The following is an 842-nucleotide window of genomic DNA, read 5'->3' on the forward strand; positions in this document are numbered from 1 at the left end:
TCATCATATACATAATCATTCTTTCGAAAGAAACCATCTTTAGTTTTTGGACGAGTATAAGGAAGGACAGGTAACATTTGATTCTCTAATAGAAAGTTCGTGATTGCTGGTGTTTTATAAGCTGCGTAAGCAGAGACTGCAAGTGGCTTTTTTACTTTTTCTATAACCTTCTCGAAAAGAGGCTGTAACAGATGATTATCATGCATATTTCTCGGAGTCACTATCGTACCTAATACAAATCCTTTTTCATCGGTAGTTGCATGGAACGAATTCGCAAACTGTTTGGTTCGTTCATCTTTCACATATTAGCCACTTTCAGGGTCTGTGGTACTTTCCTTAATTTCTTTCCATTCTTCTTTTTCAAATTTCTCAGGAGGAAATGGCTTTTTCCTGTGTTCCTCTCGATCTAAATTGAGTTCCAACTGAAGTTTCTCTTCATAGGCGCGAGTTTCCTTACGGACCACTTTCTTATCATACTTGCGTTTATTAGCACTGGCCTTTACATGAGTGGAATCTAAGAAAATATGGTCAGCAGACAGCCATCCCTTATCCATAATCTCCTTCAAAATGTGGTAAAAGATGTCTTCGAACACATCGGTATCGTGAAAGCGACGCTCATAATTTTTACCGAAGGTAGAGAAGTGAGGGACTTCTGTGTAGAAACCAAATCCAAGAAATCATCGATAGGCCATGTTTGTTTCAATTTCTTATATTTAGGCTCTTTTCTAAAAGATTGTTGCTTTTTGCACCCTTTTTAAGATTCGTTCAAAAAATAGAGGTAGAAATTCCCCTTATTTAGGAAATTGGATGTTAATTAGCTGAAATAGACGGAGGAATTTCCC

The 842-nt window shown here is 37.2% G+C and carries 1 pseudogene; it reads right to left on the reverse strand.

The features are described from left to right. A pseudogene (locus M3183_RS26595) lies at positions 1 to 707 on the reverse strand (transposase); the annotation flags it as partial. Between the last annotated feature and the right edge of the window lie 135 nt (positions 708 to 842).

This window comes from Neobacillus mesonae, from assembly GCF_023715155.1.
Taxonomy (GTDB): domain Bacteria; phylum Bacillota; class Bacilli; order Bacillales; family Cytobacillaceae; genus Neobacillus; species Neobacillus mesonae_A.